Raw genomic sequence first — 19,881 nt, 5'->3', positions numbered from 1 at the left:
CCTCACGCTCCCTCAGTCCGCCGAGCGGACGCAGTGCCGGCCGGTAGGGTGCGGCGCCGTGAGCGACTCGAACGCGGACTTCCTGCAGACCACCGGCTCCTCCTACGACGCGATCGCCAAGGACTACGCGTCCCGCTATCCGCACGGCCTGTCCCACCCTCTCGAACGCGCGCTGATCAACGCCTTCGCCGAGCTGGTCACGGCGAACGGCCCCGCCCCCGTCGCCGACCTCGGCAGCGGCCCCGGTGGCGTCGCCGCCCTCCTGCACGGCCTCGGCGTCCCCGTCTTCGGCGTGGACATCTCCCCCGCGATGGTGTCGCTGGCCCGCGAGGCCCACCCGGAGCTGCGCTTCCACGTGGGCTCGATGACATCCCTGGACCTGCCGGACGCCACGCTGGGCGGCATCCTCGCCCTCTACTCCACCATCCACGTCCCGGACGACCACCTCCCGGCCGCCTTCGCCGGCTTCCACCGCACCCTGGTCCCCGGCGGCCACGTCCTGCTCGCCTTCCAGACCGGCACCGAGCCCGGCCGGCTCCATCTGGCCGAACGCTTCGGCCACGAGATCGACCTGCGGTACTACTGGCGTACGCCGGAGCAGATGAAGTCCATGCTCACGGGGGCGGGCCTGGACCTGGTGGCAACGGTGGTCCGCGAGCCCCAGGAAGAGGAGACCCGCCCGCGCGCCTTCCTGCTGGCGCGCCGGCCGGAGTGAGCCCGCTGGACCGGTCAGGTCTTCACCGGGGCCGGCCTGCCCCGATGGACCTCACATCTTGCTCAGAGAACCCCCGGACGCCCGCGGTCCGCCCCTCGGCACTGCCATGATCCCGTCAGCCACCGGCCGCCACCTGGGAGAGCCGACATGTCCCTCCGGACCCTCACGGGCCTGACCATCGCGTGCACCGCGCTGCTCGTCCCGCTCGCGGGCTGCACCGCGGAGCACGGCCACGCGTCCAGGAAGGGCCCAACCGCGGCAGCGACAGCGGCAATGGCAACGGCAGGACCGGACAGCACCGCGGTTGCGCCGACCCAGAGGCCTCCGGAACTGGACGCCGACGAGACCCTGGCCGGCCGCCAAGGGCTGACCACGGGGAACGCGAGCATCGCCTTCGGCAAGGGGCGGAAGGGAGACACCCTGATCCTCGCGGTGCGCTGCCAAGGCGCGGGACGTGTGGAGATCGCCGTGCGCCCCGTCCACGTCTCCTTCCCGCTGGAGTGCCGCGCCGACCGGCCCAGCACCACGTACAACCAGGTGAACGTCAGCGGCGCGGAAGGCAGCGGCGTTGCCTCCGTCGAGGCCCCGTCATCCGTGCACTGGTCGATGACCATCGGCAGAGGAGCGCCGCCGCAGGAGGAGCCCCCCGCGGCGACGCCTGAATCGCTCTGACCGGCTGCGGCGGTCAGGCGCCCTTGGGCTCGGCCTGCTGGACGACCTCGAAGGACCACAGGGTGGACCCGGAGGCGGCGGGCTTCGGCCGCTCACCGCCCTCGCCGCCACCCTGGTGGGCGGACTTCATCGGCCCCTCCATCCAGGCCTGGAACGACTCCTCGTCCCGCCAGCGGGTGTAGACGAGGTACTGGTCGGTCCCTTCGACCGGCCGCAGCAGCTCGAACCACTCGAACCCGTCGGAGTTCTCCACGGCGTGGGCCCGCGACGCGAACCGCTTCTCCAGCGTCTCCCGCTGCTCGGCCGGCACGGACAGCACGTTGATCTTGACTACGCTCATGCCCCCATCCTGCCCCGTGCCCACGCCGCTCGCTCACTCCCCGGCGAACAACTCCGCCGCGTTGAGTCGCTGTCATCAGGTCCGTCCTGTCTGTCGACGTGATCAACGAGCTACGCCGCCGCGAGTTCGCACCACACGTACTTTCCCCGGTTCCCGAACCTGGCCGACGGCTGCCAGCCCCAGAAGTCCGCGCACGCCCTGACCAGGGCCAGGCCCCGGCCCCCCTCCCCCAGCTCGGCCACCTCCTCCAGCGGCTGGAACGGCTCCGGCGGGCCGGGGTCCGTGTCCCACGCCCCGATCCAGACCACCCCCTCCGCCGAGCGGCGCACCCTCAACGCGGCCGGCCCCTTCGTGTGCCGTACCGCGTTCGACACCAGCTCCGTCGCGAGGAGTTCGGCCGTGTCGACCAAGCCGATCAGGCCGTGCATCGTCAGGATCAGGCGCAGAGTGCGACGAGAGATCGTCACCGCTCTGAGGTCGTTGGGGATGTAGAGGGTGTAGTCCCAGGTTTCGGGCATGCGACATCAACTCCGTTACGGCGATGGGATTCAGGCGCACGCGGTGGCATTGCCGCAGCCGTCGCGGAACGACGCCACGGTGCGCTTCCGCAGCGTGTGCGTTGCCTCACTGAACGTAGGTCTATTGATTCATGTTTCGCAAGCCGGTCGCGTAACCTGACTTCGAACGAGTCGCGTCTGCAGGCGCGTTGGACCAGGGAGCGACCGATGGCACTGAGGCGCGAACCAACGGCACGGCAGCTGCGGCTGGCCACTGAACTGCGCAGACTCCGTGAAGCGGCGGGCCTCACCGCTCGGGAGGCGGCAGCGCTGCTAGGGGTGAGCGCCCCGCAGATCACCCACATCGAGTCCGCGCTCGCAGGCGTGAGCGAAAAGCGCCTGCGTCGCCTCGCATCCCATTACGTCTGCACTGACGAACGGCACATCGACGCTCTGGTCGCACTGGCCACTGATCGGACACGCGGCTGGTGGGAGCAATACCGTGGACTGCTGCCCACCTCGTTCCTGGATCTGTCGGAGCTGGAGTTCCACGCCTCGTACCGATGGGACGTCGACTTCCTGCATATCCCGGGCCTGCTCCAGACAGAGGACTACGCCAGGGCTCTGTTCTCCCGCCGGGTACCGGAACTACCGCAGGAGGAACTGGATCTGCGCGTCCGGCATCGGATGCAGCGGCGCGTCATCATCGAGCAGCCGGAACCAGTTCGGTACACGGTCCTGGTGCACGAGGCGGCCCTGCGCATCAGGGTGGGCGGTCGTGAGACCTCGCGGGCTCAACTCGCCCGCATTCTGGAACTCTCCGACGCGACCCATGTGACCGTTCGAGTCATCCCCTTCGAACTGGACGACTTCGCCGACATCACAGCCGCAATGGTGTACGCCGGAGGCTCGGTACCCAAGCTGGACACAGTGGTGCGCGACGGCCCTCACGGTGCCCTGCTCATCGATTCCGAAGCACAGCTCGGCGTCTTCCGAACACTCTTCCGTAGGGTTGAGGGCGCGTCACTCGACCCTGCCCGGTCGCGTGACCTCATCCGGAGAGTGGCCAAGGAACTGTGAGGTGCACGGTGACCCCCCAGGACAACTGGCGGAAGTCGTCCTACTCAGGCAGCGGCGACGGCAACGCCTGCGTCGAGATCGCGGACTCCCCCACCCGAATAGCCGTCCGTGACTCCAAGAACCCGTCCGCAGGCACCCTCGCCTTCCCACCCGAGGTATTCGCTCACTTCATCGAAATCGTGAAGGGCGAACGGCACCGCTGAGAGACTGCCGTACCGACTTGTGTTCACCTGGGCTCGCCGGACCGCTCCGAGCGGAGCATGGAGAAGATCACCTGGTCGTGCCACTGGCCGCCGCGCCACTGCGCGGAGCGCAGCACGCCCTCCCTGACGAAGCCCGCCTTCTCCAGCGCGCGCTGCTCGGCGAGGTTGGCGTGGTCCGTCCAGGCCTGGAGGCGTTCGGCCCTGGTGTGGTCGAAGAGGTACTCGGCCAGCAGTCGCTGGGCCCGGGTTCCTATGCCCCGGCCGTGCGCGGCGGGCACCAGGCCGATCGCCAGGGTCCAGCAGGTGGAGGTGGCGGGCCGCCCCCAGGTGCCGGCGAACCACTCGACCCGGCCGACCGTCCGGCCCGCCTCCAGGACGGAGAGCACACCGCCGTCGGGGCCGAGCAGGCCGGTCTCAGCGAACTGCCGGCGCAGGGCGGCCGGTGAACCGTAGCCGAACCACTGGTACTCGCCGATCCCTTCGGGCCCATTGAACTCGCGCTCGAACAGGTCGACATCGTCGGCGGTCACCGGGCGCAGCGTGATCTCATCGGACATGGAACGACTCCTGATCCTCTCGGCCACGGGGTCCGACCTCGTACGGCCGTCGTGGGCTATGTCGTGGCTCCGCACAGACATCGGTCTACTCCACGTCGATGCCGAAGTCCCGCACGAGTTCTTCCAGGCCTCCCGTGTAGCCCTTGCCACCCAGGACGAAGTCCCAGTCGCCGCTGGACCTGCGCCGGAACGAGCCGAGGACCAGGGCGGTCTCATGCGGTCGGCCGTCCGAGACCTCCAGACACCCCAGCTCGGTCATGCCTGGATCACGGAGCCTGATGCGGGCGTCCGTGAAGCCGGAGAGATCGGCGGCTGGATTGACACTTGGATCAATGGCGGCCACGAGTACGAACCGGTCGGCCTCACTCGGCAATCCGTCGAAGGAGACGCAGATCGCGGCCTTGTCGAGTGCGGTGGCGGGAAGAGTGCGTACCGAGCCGTCCGACGTCCGGGGGTTGTTGAAGAAGACGAAGTGATCGTCGCTGAGGACGCTGTTGCCACGGCAGACGAGAGCGCACACGTCCAGGGCGACACTCCCGGTCCACGACATGCCCAGGACGTTGTAGTCGTCGGGCAGCCGGGTGTCCGGCCCGGAAGGCGTCGGTCGCGCCGCGGGTTGGCGCCCACTCTCCCCCAGCCGCCCGCCCAGCCCGTGGCGATGCAGCAGGTCGACGAGTTCGGGGCCCGAGACGAGTTCCAGCGGCTTGCCGTTGGCGAAGGTGTGCGAGCCGGGACCGAACCGTGACGTCGTCACGAGGACACCCTTGTTGGCGCCGACGTCCTGCACGGTTCCGTACAGATCACGTACAGCGGTGGGCGGCACCGTGTTCCGGTAGCGCTTCACCTGCACGACGATCTTGCCGCCCCGGATGGGTGCCGGATCCAGTGCGTCGACGTCGACGCCGCCGTCGTTGGAGCGCTGGGTGGTGACCGCCTGCATGCCCATGGCCCGGAAGAGATCCGCGACGAGATTCTCGAAGGCGATGGGGTCCATCGCGAACAGGTCCGGCTCCTCGTCGCCGCCGTGGGCGACCACACGGTTCCCGACCCGACGAAGCCGTTCAGGGCCACCGACTCGAGCGCACCCAACTCGTCCGCGGCGAACAGCTCGTGCAGCACGAGCAGCATGCACTGCGCGAGGACCTCCCTGTACAGAGCACGGCGCCGGCCCACCGGGCGGGGTGTCTCCTTGTCCTGATCGACCCCGGACATGTACCGAACGGCCTTGACCTCCGGCACGATGCCGTAGGCGGGCAACTCCCAGTCCAGGACGAGCTGCCGGGCTGCCGGGTCGTAGGCCGCCGCCACCTGACGCGGGAGATCTTCCGGCCATGCCGTCGAGGCGTAGAGAGCGGCCGAGAAGTACTCGATCACCGAATCGGGATCGTGGCGTCCCACACCCTCGGTCAGCGCGACGACGCCGGCGTTGTGCCTCCGTACATCGCCCAGCTGGGCATCAGCCCACTGCTGGTACTGGCGCTGGTACGACGCGAGCTGTTGCTGCCGGTGAGCCTCCGCGGCCTGGGCGGCCTGCCAATCGCGCTCGAAGCGCGCTCGGGCTTCGGCCTGCGCCTGGGCCCGGCGGCCCGCCGTCCAGCCGCTCTGCGTTTCATAGCGGCTGAAGTCCGGCATCGGCACCGGTTGCGCCAACGGTCCCGGAGAGAAGGGCTGAACCTCCTCACGTCGCATGAGGGAGGAGGCCCGGAAGGCCGGTGCCCGGCAGCCCGCGGCGAGAAGCCCTTGCAAGGACGCGACCTGTGCGTCCAGCTCCTCCGTCCGCCGCAGGGCCTCTGCCTGCCGGTACTCGCGGTGACTCTGGGCAGCTCGCCGCTGGTAGGCCCGCGCCTGCTGTTCTTGTTGTCTCCGCCGTCGGGCTTCGGCTTCCAGTTGACGCTGCTGCTGCCGCTGCATTTCCGCCCAGACACCGACCACACCAGTAGAGCGACGACTCATGCGCTGCAACCCCTCCCCAGGACGTCGGCAGCCGAAAGGCACCCTGGTTGTCCCCACAACCAGTTGTAACGTGAAGACTTTACTGCCGCGTCAGGCAGCGTCCGCCCCGCCGTTACGGGCCGGTCGCAGAGATACCACGGTGGGGAGAGGCACGCCCCCGTTTCTCAGGCCCACCCCACCGCAGCCAGCCGGTGCACATCCCGCGCCGTCCCCGTGACCCCCGACAGGAACCCCTGCGCACGGGGCGAGGCGGTCTCCGTGAGCCAGGTGGGGTCGATGTCGCAGACCGCCACGCGGACGCCGGTGCCGGCCAGGGCCAACGGCAGGGTGTGGACGACGGTGGAGGGGAAGCTGAGGATGGTGCGGCCGATGGGGCCCCGTCGGGCGATGAGTTCCAGGGGGAGCTCGGGGCGGACGATTTCCAGGCCTGTCTCCGTGGCCAGGCGGTGGAGTTTGTCGGTGTTCTCGCGGCGGTGGGCGAAGTAGCGGGTGGCTCCGTGGGCCTTGGCCAGGGACTGGACGGCGGCCAGGTAGCGGTCGCCGTCGACCACGCCGGTTTCGACCAGGGACGTGCCGACCATGTCGGCGCTCGTGGTGATGCGCGGGGGGCCGAAGCGGGCGCGGGTCCAGGCGAAGTCGTTGACGGTGACCGTGACGCCGGCCGGGGTCTCGGTCACCGGCATGGAGGAGAAGACCTCGACGCGGCGGTGCTCGCTCGGGGTGAGGCGGCGGCGGGCCGAGGAGGAGACCGGGGCGAAGAGCAGGTCGCGGGGGCCGGGGCGGCCGCCCTTGCGGTGCCAGCGGACCAGGCGTTCGCCGCGGGCCAGTTGGGCGACGAACTCCATGGTCGCGGTGCCGTCGTCGACGACGACCAGGTCGCGGGCCCGGGTGATGGTCAGAAGCAGTTGCACGTAGCGGGAGAAGGGGTCTCCCATGACGATGCGGTCGGCGCGGCGCAGCGGGCCGGCCAGGCCGCCGATGGTGTGGAAGGGCGCGGTCGTGCCGCCCCGCGCCTCCTCCCAGCGCACCCGGTACCCCTCGTCCCGGGCCAGGTCGGCCATGCGGCGGAGCTGGCCCCGGGTCATGGGGTCGGTCGGGGACAGTACGACGAGGGTGAGCTCCGCGCCGGCCGATGGCGGAGCACCGGCCGGCGACCGGCGTATCTGCGCGGGCACGGACGGCGAAGCGTCCGGCTGCGCGCCCTGCAGGCCGTGCAGGTGCGCCCACTCCAGTACGTTCAGCAGTTGTACCGGGCTCTCCACGAAGGCGAGCGTGCGGGCAGGGTGGCCGGTGTGACCGGCGCGGGGGCTCATCGGCGTACGACCGTCCCGTCTCAGGGCAATCCGTAAGGCGATCGGTGTGCTCAGACCGCGACCGGCTCGCCCGCGGCCGCCGCGATCTCCGCCTCGGCGACGACGCCGGTGACGCGGCGCAGCTTCTTCATCGGGCCCATCTCGGAGTCGTAGACCTTCTTGACGCCGTCGCCGAGGGAGGCCTCGATGGTGCGGATGTCGCGGACCAGGCGCGTGAGGCCCTGCGGCTCGACGGAGGCGGCCTGGTCGGAGCCCCACATGGCGCGGTCGAGGGTGATGTGGCGCTCGACGAAGTTGGCGCCGAGGGCGACGGCGGCCAGCGTGGTCTGCAGGCCGGTCTCGTGGCCGGAGTAGCCGATCGGGACGTTCGGGTACTCGTCCTGCAGGGTGTTGATGACGCGGAGGTTGAGCTCCTCGGCCTTCGCCGGGTACGTCGAAGTGGCGTGGCAGAGAAGGATGTTCTCGCTGCCCAGGACCTCGACCGCGTGGCGGATCTGCTTCGGCGTCGACATGCCGGAGGACAGGATGACCGTGCGGCCGGTGGCGCGCAGGGCGCGGAGCAGCTCGTCGTCCGTCAGGGAGGCGGAGGCCACCTTGTGGGCGGGGACGTCGAACTTCTCCAGGAAGGCGACGGCCTCGGTGTCCCACGGGGAGGCGAACCAGTCGATGTTCTTGCTCTTGCAGTACTCGTCGATCTGGCGGTACTCGTCCTCGCCGAACTCGACGCGGTGGCGGTAGTCGATGTAGGTCATCCGGCCCCAGGGGGTGTCACGCTCGATGTCCCACTGGTCGCGCGGGGTGCAGATCTCGGGGGTGCGCTTCTGGAACTTCACGGCGTCGCAGCCGGCCTCGGCGGCCACGTCGATGAGCTTGAAGGCGTTCTCCAGCTCACCGTTGTGGTTGATGCCGATCTCACCGCAGATGTAGACGGGGCGGCCCGGGCCGGCCTCGCGCGTACCGAAGGTGCGGATGCGGGAGTTGGTGCTCATGGCAGGAGATGTCCTTACTTGGGGAGGGAATCGAGAGAGGGGCCGAGGATCCAGCTGGCGATCTCTCGGATCGCGCCGTCACCGCCGGGGACGGTGGTGACCGCGCGTGCGGCGCCGCGTACGACGTCGTGGGCGCTCGCGACCGCCACGGGCCAGCCGACGAGGGCGAAGCACGGGAGGTCGTTGACGTCGTTGCCGACGTAGAGCACGCGCTCCGGCGCGATGCCCTGCTCCTCGCACCACTGCTTGAGGGCGAGGTCCTTGCGGTCGATGCCGTGCAGCACCGGGAGCTTGAGCTTCCGGGCGCGGGCGGCGACCACCGGGTTCTGTTCCGTGGACAGGATCAGCATCCTCAGGCCGCTCCGGCGGAGGGCCGCGATGCCGAGTCCGTCGCCGCGGTGCACGGAGACGAACTCCCGTCCGTCGGAGTCGATCAGCACCCGGTCGTCGGTCTGGGTGCCGTCGAAGTCGAGGACTACGGCGTCGATGTCGTCGTAGGTGGGGAGGGCGCCGGGCCGGTCCGCGTCGAAGAGCGGGGCGAGGGCCCGGGCGCGGGCCAGGTCGTGCGGGTCGTCGATCTCCAGCACCCGGGCCGGGTCGGTGCGGACCAGCTCGGTGTGGCCGAAGAAGCGGTGCCGGTGCTCGCGGAAGCCGGCCGCGTCCATCGCGTAGGCGGCGCCGGTCTCCAGCAGGTCCTGGGGGCGGTCCTGGCGGCGGGGGCGGAAGGACTTGTCGTGGTTGACGCCGTAACCGCCGCCAACCGTCGTGGTGTCGGGGACCGTCGTGGTGTCGGCGGCCGTGAGGGAGGCGCCGACGGCGGCGGCGGAGTCCGTGCCGGCCGTCACCGGGGCGTCGGCCGCGTCCCGCCAGACGAAGCCGTGGAAGGCGGCGACGGTCACGGCGGTGTCGGCGCCGTTCTCGGCGACGGCGGCGGCGACGCCGTCCACGTCCTCGCGGACCAGGAACGGGCTGGTGCACTGCACCAGCAGGACGACGTCGACGGGGGCGCCGTGCAGGGCCTCGTGCGCGTCCATGGCGTGCAGGACGGCGGCCTCCGAGGTCGCCGTGTCTCCGGCTATCGCGGCGGGGCGGAGTACGACCTCGGCGCCGGCCTGGCGGGCCGCGGCGGCGATGGCCTGGTCGTCGGTGGAGACCACGACGTCGGTGACCAGGCGGGTCGCCCGGCACTCGCGCACCGCGCGGGTGACCAGCGGGATGCCGCCGACCGGGGCGAGGTTCTTCGCGGGCACGCCCTTGGAGCCGCCGCGAGCGGGGATCACCGCGAGCACCCGGGGTACCGAGGCGCCCGGTTTCGCTTCCGTCTGGGGCATGGGGTTCTCTCCTTGGCGTGGGATCCGGCCGTTCACAGCTCCCCCATCCGTCGGATCACGGGGGCCACCCGCTGCACGCCGTGGCGGTAGGCGCCACGCGCGGCCCGGCGCACGATCTGGCGGACGGGGCCGGGCTCCTTGTCGGCGGCGGGCGCGCCGGGCAGCGGGGCGCCGTCGGGGCCGAGGTGGTGGCGGGCGAGGATGCCGGGCAGGTAGCCGGGCGCGGTCTCGGGTGTGTAGTAGGGGTTCAGGGGCGGCAGGCCGCCCGGCCGGTCCAGCAGCTTGGTGATGCGTTCGCGGGCGGTGTCGAAGGCGGTCCCGTAGGTGCCCCCGGCGCAGACGCCCTGCCGGGCCAGCCACTGCGGGTCGGCGGCCGGGCGGTGGCCGGCGTCGAGCTGGTCCCAGGAGGCGAGGCAGCCGGAGCCGGTGAAGTGGTGGTTGCCGAGCACCTCGCGCACGCCCAGGTCGGTCAGGACGACCGTGGGGACGCGCCGGTGCAGGGCCTCGAGGGCGGCCGTGGAGCTGATCGTGACCAGCAGGTCGGTGCGGTCCAGCACCTCGCCCATGTGGCCGTACACCAGGTGGAAGTTGGCGGGCGGCTCCATGCCCTGGACCAGCTTCTGGTACGGCAGTTCCTCGATGTGGGTGGTGTGTTCGCCGGGCTTCGAGCGCAGCTTCAGCAGCACCTCGCGCTCGGGGTGCCTGCGGGCGTGCTCGATGAGCCGGTTCAGCAGGTAGGTACGGTCCCGGCGGCTGTCCGGGACGGAGGGCTGGGCCGCGAACACCACGGTGTACGGGTCGTGTTCGCCGGCGTAGGGCTCCCCGCCGAGGAAGGGCAGCGCGACCTCGGTGACCGCGGAGGCGTCGGCGCCGACCCCTTCGTAGACGGCCCGGAAGCGGTCCGCGTCGTGGGCCGAGTTGGCGAGGACGAGATCGGCTCCGTGGCGCAGCAGCAGGCCGTCGGCGAGCTTCTCGTAGACGACACCGACGTATCCGGTGACGACGACGGGGCGCCTGCCGGAGGCCCAGGCGTTGCGCAGCCCGTGCAGCATCGCCTGCACACCGCCGCCGACCAGGGCGAGGACGAGGATGTCGTACGGCTCCTCGGCGCTGTCGCTCATCGCGCGCAGGAACTGGACGCCGGTGACCTCGCTGAGGGAGTCCGCGCGGACGCCGACCTCCCGGAGCTGGCGGGCGGTGGGGGTGGCTCGTCCGCGCAGGAGGTAGCCGTCGAGCCGGACGTCGGCACCGGTGGGGGTGAGTCGTCGCGCGGTGAGCGCGCCCCACTTCCACCGGGTGTCGGAATCCGCCAGGACGGCGATCCGCAGGGACTTCGTTGCACTTGCTGGCACGCCGAAGACGCTAGGAAGGCATGGAGAGGTTCCGCCCAACCCGAATGCAACAAACGGTTAACAGCACATCGCCGAATGGCGAATCGGGCCGTGATCGGCGCGGAAAAAGACCTGGTTCACAGCTTCGCCACGCGCCGTTCACCCGGCATCAAGCCGACGGTCAAGACGAATGACGGGCTTCGCCCTAACGTCCGTGACGTGGTCAAGCTCTCCGTCATCGTGCCGTTCTACAACGTGCAGCAATACGCGCCCGACACCCTGAGGAGCCTCGGTGCGAACGCGCGTGAGGACTTCGAATTCATTCTCGTCGACGACTGTTCCCGCGACGGGACACCAGAGATCCTCGCGCGCGCGGAGCGCGAGCTGCCGGGCGCGGTCCTCGTCCGGCACGAGCGGAACGGGGGGCTGGCGACCGCCCGCAACACCGGCATCGACCGGGCGCGCGGCGAGTATCTGACGTTCCTGGACGGGGACGACTGGCTCGCCCCCGGCTACTACCCGAAGCTGGTCGCCGCCATCGAGGAACTGGGCTGCGACTTCCTGCGCACCGACCATGTGCAGTGCACGGCGCGGGCCCGCGCCGTGCACCGGGTGCCGGTCGGGCGGCGGAACGTGGTGCTGGACCCGCGCGAGGCGATCCTGCCCGCCGACCGGTCGACCTCCGTGGACTACGCCTACGCCTGGGCGGGCGTCTACCACCGCCGGCTGGTGGACAAGGGGCTGCTGCACTTCACCGACGGGCTGCGCACGGCCGAGGACCGGCCGTGGATCTGGAAGCTGCACCGGGAGGCGGAGTCCTTCGCCGCGGTCGGCCTGCTCGGGGTGTTCTACCGGCGCGGGGTCGCCTCCTCACTCACCCAGATCGGTGATGTCCGCCAGCTCGATTTCATTCGCGCTTTCGATCAGGTCGTCGCGGAAACCGCCGAGGACCCGGAAGCCGGTGCGTTGCTGCCGAAGGCCGTCCGAACGTATTGCGCCATCATTTCCCATCACCTGGGATCCATCGAAAGGTTCGAGCCGGCGGTGGCGAGAAAACTGAAATCCCTGAGTTCCGCGGCGCTGAGGCGCATGCCGCAGGACGTCCTGGACGACGCGCTGGACTCCATGGACCTGCAGCGCGCCACCAAGCTGCGCCGGCTGCGCCGCCGCCCCGCCCCCGCGGGAGCCGCCGCGTGACCACCCAGATCTTCCAGGCGTCGACGCTGTACGGCACGGCGACCCTGGCCGCCGCCCTGGACTCCGGCTGCTTCCGCCCGGCCGACCGGCGGATCCTGCTGGTCTGCAACAACGCGGCCACGCCCGAGACCACGCCGGGACCGGACCTGATGCCCGGTTTCGAGCGGCTGCGCGAGCGCTTCGACGACGTGCTGTCGTACAACGAGGCGATCTTCCCCTTCCACCCCGGCGGCTGGGCGCCCCGGCTGGAGGACCTGCCGCTCTGGGAGCGGTATCTGCGCCACGAGTGGCGGCTCGGGGACGAGGACGTCGAGCTGGCCGTGGAGTCGATCCAGGTCAACCCGTCGCTCTCGCTCGCGCAGATCTTCACCGGCTGCCCGGTCACCGTCTACGCCGACGGCCTGATGAGCTACGGCCCCACCCGCAACAAGATCGACCCGCTGGTCGGCACCCGGGTGGACCGGGTGCTTCACCTGGACCTGGTGCCGGGCCTGGAGCCGCTGCTGCTCACGGAGTTCGGTGTCCCGGCGGAGATCGTGCCGACGTCCGCCTTCACAAAGGTCCTGGCCGAACTCGCGCCGCCGGCCGACGAACTGCCCGAGGTGGAGGAGCCCGCGCTGCTGCTCGGCCAGTACCTGTCCGCGCTGGACATCCTCACCGCCGAGCAGGAGGAGGACCTGCATGTGCGGATGCTGAGGGGTGCCCATCGACTCGGGCACGGCACGGTGGTGTTCAAGCCGCATCCCACCGCCCCCGCGCGCTTCACCCGCACCCTGGAGGAGGAGGCGGAGCGGCTCGGGGTCGGCCTCACCGTGCTGGACTCGCCGGTCCTCGCCGAGGTGCTGTACCAGCGGATGCGTCCCGCGCTGGTCGTCGGCTGCTTCTCCACCGCCCTGCTCACGGCGTCCGCGCTGTACGGCCTGCCGGTGGCCCGGGTCGGCACCGAGATGCTGCTGGAGCGGCTGACGCCGTTCGAGAACAGCAACCGGATCCCGGTCACCGTGGTCGACGCGCTGCTGCCGGACCTGGACGACCGCGCCGCGGTGGGCGGGCGGCGGCCGGGCATGGACGTGGCGGCGCTGGGCGCGCTGATCCGCGCGGTGGGCTTCGCGATGCAGCCGAAGATCCTGCCCGGGCTGCGCGGCGGGACGGAGCGGTACCTCGCGGGCAACCTGAACGAGCGGACCCTGCGCTACTTCAAGCGCAAGCGGCTGACCTCGCTGGCGCTGCCCGGCGGGGTGCCGTCCCAGCTCGCGTTCATCCCGCGCAACGCCACGGTCCGCCGGATGGCGCGCAAGGCGCGCGGTCTGCGCCGGGCCGTACGGCGCTGATCCCCCTCCTTCGCCAGGGCGGGCCCTTTCCGGGCCCGCCCTTCGCGGCGTTCAGCGGCCGAGGATCGTGCGGATCCGGGCCGCGTTCTCCTGGGTGACCTTCCAGAGCAGTTCCTGCCGGTCGTGCACGTCGGCGACGGTCCGGTCGTGGTGGTCCAGGATGTCGAGCGCCCGCTCGGTGAGCACCTCGCCCAGGTTCCGCTCGTGCACCGAGACACCCCACTCGGGGCGCTCGACGTCGCTGAGGAAGTACGTCATCTTCGGGTGCGAGATCAGACTGACGATGGGCGTGCCGACCCCGAAGGGGATCATCCCGGCGTGCCCGCGCATGCCGATGACCAGCTTCGTCCTGGCGTAGGTCGCGCGGATGGTGTCGTTGTCGAAGTCGTACATCGGGATCACCGGCAGCGAGATCCCGTGTTCGCGGCGCAGGTCGAAGGCGATCCGCTCGTCGTCCAGCGAGTGGGCGACGCAGCGGACCTCGGTGTGGGCGCCGATCGCGCGCACGGCCTTCGCCATCTCGGCGAGGAAGTGCCCGTAGTCGTGCCCGAAGCGCAGACCGGCGCGGTCGTAGGCGGCGTTCAGCAGGACGGTGTCCTCGCGGTCCGCCGGGTCGGACCAGCCGGCCACCAACTGGCGCATGACCGTGGTCGGGCAGGGCTGGAAGACGACCCGGTCGTGCAGCTCGGGCGGGAGCAGGGAGCGGACCCTGGCGATGGAGCCGTGGTTGCGCAGCCCGAAGAAGGCGGACTTCTCCACCAGCAGCCGCAGGCTCTCGTTGAACCGCCGGGCGCGGTAGGACTGCCCGTCGAAGGCGTTGAAGCCGACCGCGAACACCATGATCGGTACGTCGACGGCGCGCAGGTGCTCGTCCGGGACGTTCCACTGCCAGGCGCTGTTGCCGTTGGGCATGGTGTCGGGGATGAACAGTCCGCCGCCGCCGATGACCAGGCCGCGCCGGGCGTTGACCCGTTCCAGGGCGCCCCTGTCGAACAGCCGGTGGGCGTGGACGGAGTGCCAGCGGCGGGAGGTGGTGTCGGGGCCGAAGGCGAGCCGGACGGTCTCGGGCAGCAGTTTGTCGCCCGCGTTGCCCTGCCGGTCCATGTAGAAGGCGACGTGCGCGAGCTGGTCCTCGGCGGCGCCCTGCTCCTGGGCCGGGACGGCCGCGGCGCGCTGGGCCCACAACCGGCTGGAGCGGTGGGTGGGGTCGACGGTGAGACCGGCGGTGGCGTGTCCCAGCGCCTCGGCGTTGTCGCCGTGCACCCAGGCCATCTGGGCGAGGCGGGCGTAGGCGGTGGCGGCCCGGTTGGGGGCCGCGGTGGCCAGCAGGAGCTGGGTCTTCGCCTCGGCGTAGCGGGAGACGCTCATCAGGGCGTGCCCGAACACCTCGTGCGGCCACGCCTCGTCCAGCGGGATGCGCACGCCGCTCAGGATGTCGACGGCGTCCTGGTACTCGCCGGCCGCGATCTGCGCGGCGGCGACCTTCCGGGCGGCTTCCACGTCCCCGGTGCGCCGCACGTGCGGGGTGCCGTAGTGCACCAGCAGGTCGTGGTGGAGGGTGCCGCCGCGCCCCAGGTAGGCCGCGTGGAACTCGGCGTCGGACAGCTCGAACTCCCGCCAGCGTTCCTCGGCCTGCTGGTATCCGGCCTCGCCGCCCTGCCAGGGCTTGTGCCGGCCGGTGAAGTGCAGGATCGCGGTGTCGTCCGGGACCGGCAGGTCGCCGGACAGGCGCCGCTTGACGAAGTTGTAGCGGGTGTCCAGGCGGACGAAGTCGCCGTCGAGGACGGCGTTGAGGATGCCCTGGTCGTGCTTGTCGAGTTCGTAGCCGCCGCCGCGCCCGACCGCGTCGAGCCGCGCGCAGAACGCGTCGGAGAGGTACTCGCGCTGGATGACCAGCAGCCCGGAGTTGAGCTTGTGCTGCCCGTAGAAGAACTGCGGTACGGCCGCGAGTCCCTCGCGCAGCGCGAGCAGTTCGCCCAGGTCGCCGAGGACGACCATGTCGGTGTCCAGGGTGATGACCGTGTCGTAGTCACGCAGCCGGAAGACGTCGAGGATGAAGTACGCCTTGCGGATGAGGTAGTTGTCCTGGTCGCCCTTGACGTAGGAGTCGTAGTGGGCGGCGTCGACGCGGCGCAGCACGATCCTCGGGTGCAGGGCGCGGATGCGGGCGACGGAGGAGGGCTTGAGGTCGTCGTGGAGGACGACGAAGTCCTCGCAGACGCCCGGGTTGGACAGGGCGAGGCTGCGCAGCAGGACGAGGAACCCGGGCAGGTAGTTCTCGTCGACGAAGCTCGCGAAGGCGATGCGCCGCTTTCCGGTGAGCGCGTGCGCGGAGGTCTCCGGTGTTACCGGGGTGGCGGTGGTCATCGCAGGGATATCCTCAGGTCGGTCACGCTCTGGGCCCGCTCCATGACCCAGGCCTTCTCGCTGGTGTATTCGTGCACGGACGTGATCGCGAGCTTCATGGCCTCCGGCACGCGGTAGGCGCCGCTCTCGTAGAAGTCGAACCCGATCAGGTCGAGGGTGGGACTGACGTCCAGGAAGTCCAGCAGCCACAGCATGTTGAAGCCGGTGGTGGGGATGCCGGACCAGACGTCGTTGCCGAGCCGGCCGATGTTGCGGACGGGCCAGCGCAGCGACTCGTCGCCGAGGTACCGCTGGGCGCCGGGCACCAGGCGGTTGCGCAGCGAGTGCTTCCAGTCGCCGGAGATCCCGCCGAAGACGAGCCGGGTGGTCACCGGCTTGTCCCAGTTGAAGCCGTGCTTGTGGATGGTGGCGTGGATGTCGGTGCGGCCGCCGGTGTGCTTCGCGTCGATCCGGTAGGAGTTGAAGCGCACGACGAGGTCGTAGTCGTCGATCCGGCCGCCCAGGCCGCTCTCGCCCACGCGGCCGGAGTTGGCGATCAGGCACACGGACCGGCCGGCGATCAGGTTGCGGAACTCGCCGAGTCCGATCCAGTTCACGCCGCCGACGGTGGGGTCGGCGACCGGGCCGCGCATACGGACCCGGCGCTGTTCGGCGTAGAGGGCGACGGCCTCGGTGAGGTCGTCGCCGGGGATGCCGGTGCGCAGTTCGAGGTACTGGCCGAGCAGTTCCTGCCGGTCGGCGACGGGGGCCTGCTCGGCGGCGAGCGCCAGCAGGGCGCCGACCAGGCGGGGTTCGGCCGCCTCCCAGTCGCCGCGAGCGTGCAGGGCGAGGCCCTCGGCCCAGACGTCGGTGGCGGGCCCGTGGGCGAAGCCGGCGGCGCGCGGGCACTGGCGCTCCAGCAGGGCGAGCAGGTCGCGCTCGCGCTCGGCGGCCCGGCGCAGCCCGGTGATCCGGGCGGCCACGCCGAAGCCGTCCTCGTCGGTCAGCTCCAGATAGCGTTCGTACGCCTCGACGGCCTCCCGCTCCTCGCCGAGCGCCTCCAGGACGCGGGCGCGCAGCCGCCAGCCGGCCCGGGAGTTGCGTCGCTGGGCGAGGACGGTGTCGCTGATCCGCAGGGCGAGGTGCAGCTCGTCGTCGTATCCGCATTCCAGGGCCTTGCCGGCGACGGCCAGCAGGGCGTCCAGCAGGTCGTTGGCCAGGCCGCCGGCGGGCGCGGCGGTGCCCTTGACGGCCCGCCTGAGCAGCGCGGTCGCGCCGCCGGCCGGGGCGGGCGCGGGGACGGCGGCGCCGGTGGTGCTGGCCACCACGAGCAGCCTGCGAAGCTGCTCGGCCAGTTCCGTGCGCCGGCGGTCGAGGCTGCCCACGAGTTTGCCGCTGTGTACGGCACAGGCGTGCAGGCAGTCCTCCAGTCCCCCTCCACGAGCGGGCGTCCGCCGGTTCTGGACCCTCGTCATAGCTCTCCTGATGTGTGCCAAGCAAAGATTCTGTATACGGCGGCATGCCATGGGTTTGCCGAAACGTGGGGGTTGATGGAGAAACTAGGAAGCCAAAACGACGTCCGGGTGAACGAATTCGGACGGCACGGCGAATGGTTGGGCTGTCAACCAAGTCGTTTCCGTGATTCGCCCAGGTCTCGGTGATCCGCTGCCTCCGCACCGGGGACTTTCACAAAAGGGATCGGGATTATCAGTGGTTTATCGACTAAGTTCTGGGACACCATGCCTGCTTCTTCGCCTTCCCTCGCCACCGTTCCCGCTCCCCCGGTGCCCGAGGCGGGCTCGGCCCCCGCCGTCCGCACCGGACGGCGGGGCCGGCTGCACGCCCTCGACGGTCTGCGGCTCGTGGCCGCGCTGATGGTCTGCCTCTACCACTACGCCGGACGCGGCGGCACGGTCTCGGAGTCCTGGCACCAGAGCCCGTCACGCGTCTTCCCGACCCTGTCCCAGGTGGCGACGTACGGCTGTCTGGGCGTCCAGTTCTTCTTCGTCATCAGCGGCTTCGTCATCTGCATGAGCAGCTGGGGCCGCAGCCTCGGCGACTTCTTCCGGTCCCGGGTCGCCCGTCTCTACCCCGCCTACTGGGTGGCCCTGGTGCTGGTCACCGGCGCCGCCCTGGTGCTGCCGGCCGTGGTGCACGCGGTCCGGCCGGACGAGTTCCTGGTCAACCTGACGATGCTGCAGCAGCCCATGGGCGCGCCGCGGGTGCTGGGCGTGTGCTGGACGCTCTGGGTCGAGGTGCGCTTCTACGCGCTGTTCGCCCTGTTCGTCGTCCTGCGCGGGGTCACCTACCGCCGGGTGGTGCTGTTCGCCTCCGTGTGGACGCTGGCGGCGGTGGTGTGCCGCACCAGCGGCAACGCGCTGACGGACCAGCTCGTCATGCCGGAGTACGCGCCCTTCTTCATCGGCGGTCTCGCCCTCTACCTGATCCACCGCTTCGGCAGCGATCCGCTGCTGTGGGGCATCGTGGCCGTCTCCTGGCTGCTCGGGCAGAGCACCGCGACGAGCGGGCTGTGGCACCCGGGCGCGCACGGCGACTTCGTCCGCAGCCCGCTCGTGATCCTGCTGATCGTCACCCTCGCCTTCGCCGCCGTGGCGGCCGTGGCGCTCGGCTGGACCCGGCGGGCCGACTGGCCCTGGCTGGCCACGGCCGGCGCGCTGACCTACCCGTTCTACCTGGTCCACGAGCACCTGGGCTGGTTCGTCATCCGGGTGCTGCGCCGGGGCCTCGGGCTGCCCGCGTACGCGACGCTCGCGGCGACGGTGCTGGGCATGCTGCTGCTGGCGTGGCTGATGCACCGGTTCGTGGAGAAACCATTCGGTCCGCGACTGAAAAGGGCGCTGAAGAAGTCCCGTACACCTGGAATTCCGGCGTCGTTCACCTTGCCGAAATAGAGAAGGGAAAACGGCCGGCCCGCCGGGCGATCCGGACGTTGGTCATCCGTTCACCTTTTCCTGGCTTTCGCACCGCCCCTCGGGGCAGACACCGTGATGCCTGCCGCCCCCCACGGGCTTTCGCAGGAATCTCACAGACTGCCTATCGAGGGAGTGCATCCGCCCCATGGCCACCACCCAGGAAACGACGCGACCGCCCCACAGCCTCGACGACGTGCCCGGCTGGTTCCCGGTGCTCGACCAACTGCTCTTCGACTGGTTCCTGAACCTCCAGGAGGCCTCCGGGACCCGCGGCGACCTCCTGGAGGTCGGCGTCTACATGGGCAAGAGCGCGATCTTCACCGGCCGGCACCGGCAGCCGGGCGAGCGGTACACGGTGTGCGACCTCTTCGAGGGCGACGCCCCGGACAACGCCAACCGGGCCGAGTCGACCAAGTCCTACCGCGCGCTGACCCGGCACGCCTTCGAGGAGAACTACCGCTCCTTCCACGACGAGCTGCCCCGTGTGGTCCAGGGGCCCAGTTCCCTGGTGCGCGCGGAGGTCGCGCCGCGCTCCTGCCGGTTCGTGCACATCGACGCCTCGCACCTGTACGAGCACGTGCACGACGACATAGGCGCGGCCCACGACCTGCTGCTGCCCGGCGGCACCGTCGTCCTCGACGACTTCCGCTCCGAGCACACCCCGGGCGTGTCCCTGGCCGCCTGGGAGGCCGTGCTCAACCGGGGCCTGCGCCCCATCTGCCTGAGCACGCAGAAGCTCTACGGCACCTGGGGCGATCCGGAGCCGGTGCGGGAGCGACTCATCGCCATGGCGCGGGAGCGGTCCGACTGCCACCTGAGCGTCCAGGAGGCCGCCGGGCACCGGATCGTCCGGCTGAAGTCCAGGGGCATGAAGGCGCCGGAGTTCCCGCCCTCCAGGCACGCGAAGGCGACCGCCCCGGCGGCACCCGGGCGCTCGGCGCCGGCGCCCGCGGCGCCGACCACCCGCCACGGCGACCGGGCCCGCCGGGTCGCGGTGGACCTGCTCCCGCCCGTCGTCACGCGGGCGATACGCAACGCGCGCGCCGCCAGGGGCTGACCGGCCGCACGGCCCCGGTGTCCTCCCGGGCCGCCC

Annotated in this window: 17 protein-coding genes and 1 pseudogene; 8 read left to right on the top strand and 10 right to left on the bottom strand. The window is 70.8% G+C overall.

The features are described from left to right. The first annotated feature begins 58 nt into the window (after positions 1–58). Both ACFVVO_RS02090 and ACFVVO_RS02085 read left to right on the top strand, forming a co-directional pair. Positions 59–715 (top strand): class I SAM-dependent DNA methyltransferase, encoded by a 657-nt coding sequence (locus tag ACFVVO_RS02090; protein ID WP_390051038.1) that lies wholly within the window; start codon positions 59–61, stop codon positions 713–715. 147 nt (positions 716–862) lie between these two features. Next, complete coding sequence (locus ACFVVO_RS02085) at positions 863–1,387, top strand: hypothetical protein (RefSeq protein WP_390051037.1); 525 nt, start codon at positions 863–865, stop codon at positions 1,385–1,387. A 13-nt stretch (positions 1,388–1,400) separates the two neighbouring features. Here ACFVVO_RS02085 and ACFVVO_RS02080 read toward each other — a convergent pair whose 3' ends face one another. Then, positions 1,401–1,727, bottom strand: a complete 327-nt coding sequence (locus ACFVVO_RS02080) for an antibiotic biosynthesis monooxygenase (RefSeq protein WP_358936267.1) — start codon at positions 1,725–1,727, stop codon at positions 1,401–1,403. Positions 1,728–1,837: 110 nt separating this feature from the next. Next, positions 1,838–2,245 carry an ATP-binding protein gene (locus ACFVVO_RS02075; protein ID WP_390051036.1) on the bottom strand — a complete coding sequence of 136 codons (408 nt, stop codon included), beginning with the start codon at positions 2,243–2,245 and terminating at the stop codon, positions 1,838–1,840. A gap of 207 nt (positions 2,246–2,452) precedes the next feature. Between ACFVVO_RS02075 and ACFVVO_RS02070 the strand changes: the two genes are divergently transcribed. After that, on the top strand, positions 2,453–3,304 hold the full coding sequence (locus ACFVVO_RS02070; RefSeq protein ID WP_390051035.1) for a helix-turn-helix transcriptional regulator: 852 nt from the start codon (positions 2,453–2,455) through the stop codon (positions 3,302–3,304). 8 nt (positions 3,305–3,312) lie between these two features. Further along, a complete protein-coding gene (locus ACFVVO_RS02065) occupies positions 3,313–3,507 on the top strand; it encodes a DUF397 domain-containing protein (protein ID WP_390051034.1) in 195 nt (64 codons plus the stop codon). 23 nt (positions 3,508–3,530) lie between these two features. On the opposite strand, the gene ACFVVO_RS02060 is transcribed toward ACFVVO_RS02065, so the two are convergent. The 6 genes and pseudogenes from ACFVVO_RS02060 to ACFVVO_RS02035 all read right to left on the bottom strand — a co-directional run bounded on the left by ACFVVO_RS02060 (position 3,531) and on the right by ACFVVO_RS02035 (position 11,002). Further along, on the bottom strand, positions 3,531–4,064 hold the full coding sequence (locus tag ACFVVO_RS02060) for a GNAT family N-acetyltransferase (protein WP_390051033.1): 534 nt from the start codon (positions 4,062–4,064) through the stop codon (positions 3,531–3,533). A gap of 85 nt (positions 4,065–4,149) precedes the next feature. After that, a pseudogene (locus ACFVVO_RS02055) lies at positions 4,150–6,017 on the bottom strand (restriction endonuclease). A 164-nt stretch (positions 6,018–6,181) separates the two neighbouring features. Next, complete coding sequence (locus tag ACFVVO_RS02050; protein ID WP_390051032.1) at positions 6,182–7,330, bottom strand: hypothetical protein; 1,149 nt, start codon at positions 7,328–7,330, stop codon at positions 6,182–6,184. Between the two features lie 50 nt (positions 7,331–7,380). Further along, on the bottom strand, positions 7,381–8,319 hold the full coding sequence (locus ACFVVO_RS02045) for an N-acetylneuraminate synthase family protein (RefSeq protein ID WP_390051031.1): 939 nt from the start codon (positions 8,317–8,319) through the stop codon (positions 7,381–7,383). 14 nt (positions 8,320–8,333) lie between these two features. After that, on the bottom strand, positions 8,334–9,650 hold the full coding sequence (locus tag ACFVVO_RS02040) for a cytidylyltransferase domain-containing protein (RefSeq protein WP_390051030.1): 1,317 nt from the start codon (positions 9,648–9,650) through the stop codon (positions 8,334–8,336). A 32-nt stretch (positions 9,651–9,682) separates the two neighbouring features. Further along, on the bottom strand, positions 9,683–11,002 hold the full coding sequence (locus ACFVVO_RS02035; protein WP_390051029.1) for a DUF6716 putative glycosyltransferase: 1,320 nt from the start codon (positions 11,000–11,002) through the stop codon (positions 9,683–9,685). Positions 11,003–11,200: 198 nt separating this feature from the next. Between ACFVVO_RS02035 and ACFVVO_RS02030 the strand changes: the two genes are divergently transcribed. Beyond that, a complete protein-coding gene (locus ACFVVO_RS02030; RefSeq protein ID WP_390051028.1) occupies positions 11,201–12,178 on the top strand; it encodes a glycosyltransferase family 2 protein in 978 nt (325 codons plus the stop codon). Continuing rightward, positions 12,175–13,509 carry a polysialyltransferase family glycosyltransferase gene (locus ACFVVO_RS02025; RefSeq protein ID WP_390051027.1) on the top strand — a complete coding sequence of 445 codons (1,335 nt, stop codon included), beginning with the start codon at positions 12,175–12,177 and terminating at the stop codon, positions 13,507–13,509. The genes ACFVVO_RS02030 and ACFVVO_RS02025 overlap by 4 nt, the downstream gene beginning before the upstream one ends. 51 nt (positions 13,510–13,560) lie before the next feature. Here ACFVVO_RS02025 and ACFVVO_RS02020 read toward each other — a convergent pair whose 3' ends face one another. After that, positions 13,561–15,876 (bottom strand): glycosyltransferase, encoded by a 2,316-nt coding sequence (locus ACFVVO_RS02020; protein ID WP_390051026.1) that lies wholly within the window; start codon positions 15,874–15,876, stop codon positions 13,561–13,563. Then, positions 15,873–17,330, bottom strand: a complete 1,458-nt coding sequence (locus tag ACFVVO_RS02015) for a hypothetical protein (protein WP_390051025.1) — start codon at positions 17,328–17,330, stop codon at positions 15,873–15,875. The genes ACFVVO_RS02020 and ACFVVO_RS02015 overlap by 4 nt, the downstream gene beginning before the upstream one ends. Positions 17,331–17,594: 264 nt before the next feature. On the opposite strand from ACFVVO_RS02015, the gene ACFVVO_RS02010 reads away from it, so the two are divergent. After that, positions 17,595–18,767 (top strand): acyltransferase family protein, encoded by a 1,173-nt coding sequence (locus ACFVVO_RS02010; protein WP_390051024.1) that lies wholly within the window; start codon positions 17,595–17,597, stop codon positions 18,765–18,767. Positions 18,768–18,933: 166 nt separating this feature from the next. After that, positions 18,934–19,845 (top strand): class I SAM-dependent methyltransferase, encoded by a 912-nt coding sequence (locus tag ACFVVO_RS02005; protein WP_390051023.1) that lies wholly within the window; start codon positions 18,934–18,936, stop codon positions 19,843–19,845. Positions 19,846–19,881 lie beyond the last annotated feature (36 nt).

Origin of the sequence: Streptomyces sp. NPDC058145 (genome assembly GCF_042884245.1) — a bacterium.
In the GTDB taxonomy this organism is placed as follows: domain Bacteria; phylum Actinomycetota; class Actinomycetes; order Streptomycetales; family Streptomycetaceae; genus Streptomyces.
The sequence above is the reverse complement of the archived record's forward strand: the minus strand, read 5'-3'. Positions and strand labels throughout refer to the sequence as shown.